Genomic DNA, 2,844 nt, shown 5'->3' with positions numbered 1-2,844 from the left:
TGTATTTATTTAATCGAATCAAGTAAGTCCCCTGCTTCAATTGCGAAAAGCAATAAGCAGTGGGTGGGGACTTGCTTGTATCAGGAGGAGTGCAAGCTCCTTCTGATAAACTGCGGAGCAGTTATTCGGTGTAGAGCTACGTAGCGAAGCGGATTGCGAATATCCGCTTGACCATCACCAAACCATAATAATACTCGTCATAGCACTTCTGATCCGTTATTATTCTAAAATGTATATGTATTATACTGTTTATTTTACATAAAATCAAACCCTTTTTTTGCCTTAAAGCGCGGTATTTCAAGCCTTTTCAGCATGATATACTATATCTCGGAGATTTTATGACAACCAACACTAAATATGGTAAATATATCATTCAAAAAATTTTAATATATTCCAGAATTTTACTGATAATCCAGGGATTTACGAAACATTCTACAAGGATTCCCAGAAAATATAGCAGAAAAGCAAACATCATTCTACGTAAATACATACTTATCTTTCCGAAAATTAAACCTTTATTTTTCCATATTTCCGATGACATTATCCATTCCTGTTCCATAGAATACAACCAGACCGGAATATAAAATAAATATTGGGGAAGCAAAAGTCCCATACCGATCACTCCGCCCGCAAATCCAAATTCCAGTATGGATGCAGACATTATAATACCCGTATAGAGTCCGGAAGCTATAAGTGTTATAACAGAAAGAGGCTCGCCAAAAACGGAAAATCCGCAGATTACATTCAGTAGATAAAAGCATCCTCTATACTTCATTATCTCTTTCAGATATTCTATTCCTGATATATCCTTTCCTGCAAATGTACTTAAAAAATAAATTGACGCCCAGGTTTTCTGCTGCCATTTTATTTTCCAGATAATGTTTGGTATCAGGTTCCCTGCCAGAAATCCTAAAAAGAATAAAAGCAAAACGGGAAATTTTCTTTTTCTTTTCATTCTCTCACCCTGTACCAGTTTACTTATCTTTCTTTTAAAATATTCCTGTGGAATTTCTTGCTGCACAAAAAAACTGTGCAGACTGTAATAATACAATCTACACAGTTTATATCTGCAAAGAACTATTTATTGCTGTTCACTCTCGTGTCCAATAATATTATTTAGCATAGTCAATTGCTCTGCTTTCGCGGATTACATTGATTTTGATCTGACCAGGATATTCAAGTTCTGCTTCAATCTGTTTTGCAATATCTCGTGCAAGGAGAACCATATCTGCATCATTTACATGCTCCGGTACTACCATTACACGAATTTCTCTACCTGCCTGAATAGCAAAAGATTTATCAACGCCCTTAAACTGATTCGTAATATCTTCCAGCTGTTTCAGACGATTTGTATAAGTCTCCAGCGTCTCTCTTCTTGCACCAGGTCTTGCAGCCGAAATAGCATCTGCTGCCTGTACGATACATGCGATCAGAGATTCCGGTTCTACATCACCATGATGGGATGCGACCGTATTAATGACGATCTGTGATTCCTTATACTTCTTACAGAGATCCACACCAATCTGAATATGAGATCCTTCAACTTCATGGTCAATTGATTTACCAATATCATGAAGAAGACCAGCTCTCTTAGCCATACGGACATCTACACCGACTTCACCAGCTAACATACCAGATAACTGAGCTACTTCGATAGAATGTCTCAAAGCATTCTGTCCGTAGCTTGAACGGAATTTCATACGTCCAAGAAGTTTCAGTAATTCCGGATGAATACCATGAACGCCAACGTCCATAGCTGCATTCTCACCATCTTCACGAATCTGCGCTTCTACTTCTTTCTGAGCTTTCTCAACCATCTCTTCGATTCTGGCCGGATGGATACGTCCATCTACGATCAGTTTTTCAAGAGCTACCCGCGCAATCTCACGACGAATCGGATCAAAGGCAGACAATACAACTGCTTCCGGTGTATCATCAATAATAAGATCTACACCTGTAAGTGTCTCAAGGGTACGGATATTACGACCTTCACGACCGATAATTCTTCCCTTCATCTCATCGCTTGGAAGCTGAACGACTGAAATGGTAGTCTCAGCTACATGATCAACCGCACATTTCTGAATGGCGTTGACTACATATTCCTTGGCCTTCTTACCAGCTTCTTCTTTTGCTCTGCTCTCCAGTTCTCTGTAAAGTCTGGCTACATCCACTTTTACATCATCTTCAACGGATCTGAGTAATTCTTCTTTTGCCTGTTCGGAGGTCAGACCTGAAACACGTTCCAGTTCCTGTACTCCTTTTTGCTCAAGTTCTTCTACTCGTTTTTCTTTTTTCTGCACCTCAGCTGCTCTCGCTGTGCATTCCGCTTCACGCTTCTCCACTGCATCTGCTTTCTTGTCAACCGCGGATTCTTTGGCTAATACACGGTTTTCATACTTCTGCAGTTCGTTTCTTCGTTCCTTGGTTTCTTTCTCCAGTTCATTTTTTGTACGGAGAGATTCTTCCTTCACTTCCAATAAAGCTTCTCTTTTTTTAGTCTCGGCTGTTTTCAGAGCTTCATCTATGATGCTTCTTGCTTTGTCTTCGGCTGTTCCAACGACTTCTGCATCCTTCTGGATTTTGTTGTTTACAGCGACTTTGCAAGTAACAGGAACCGCAATAAGTAGCGCGACTACCACAGCGACAATTGCAACAATAATTGTTGTTGTCACAGGAGCACCTCCTTATTTAGTTTTCATTGTACAAATACAACAATACAAGTTTATCTTTTTTTCATACTTATGTCAAGTTTTTCTAGGTAATTGTTTGAATATTTTTCCGATTTTGCTTGCTGTTCAACACGTTTGCAGCGAACGATTTCGTTACCAGGCAGTCGTCCGGATA

At 39.4% G+C, this 2,844-nt stretch carries 1 protein-coding gene; it reads right to left on the bottom strand.

Annotated elements, in window-relative coordinates; translation table 11 throughout:
• Positions 1-1,112 precede the first annotated feature (1,112 nt).
• Positions 1,113-2,672 carry a ribonuclease Y gene (gene rny / locus AC058W_RS13415; protein ID WP_117677004.1) on the bottom strand — a complete coding sequence of 520 codons (1,560 nt, stop codon included), beginning with the start codon at positions 2,670-2,672 and terminating at the stop codon, positions 1,113-1,115.
• Positions 2,673-2,844 lie beyond the last annotated feature (172 nt).

It is taken from the genome of Blautia sp. CGZ-1-C1 (genome assembly GCF_056504575.1).
This window is presented reverse-complemented; position numbering and strand designations above follow the sequence as displayed.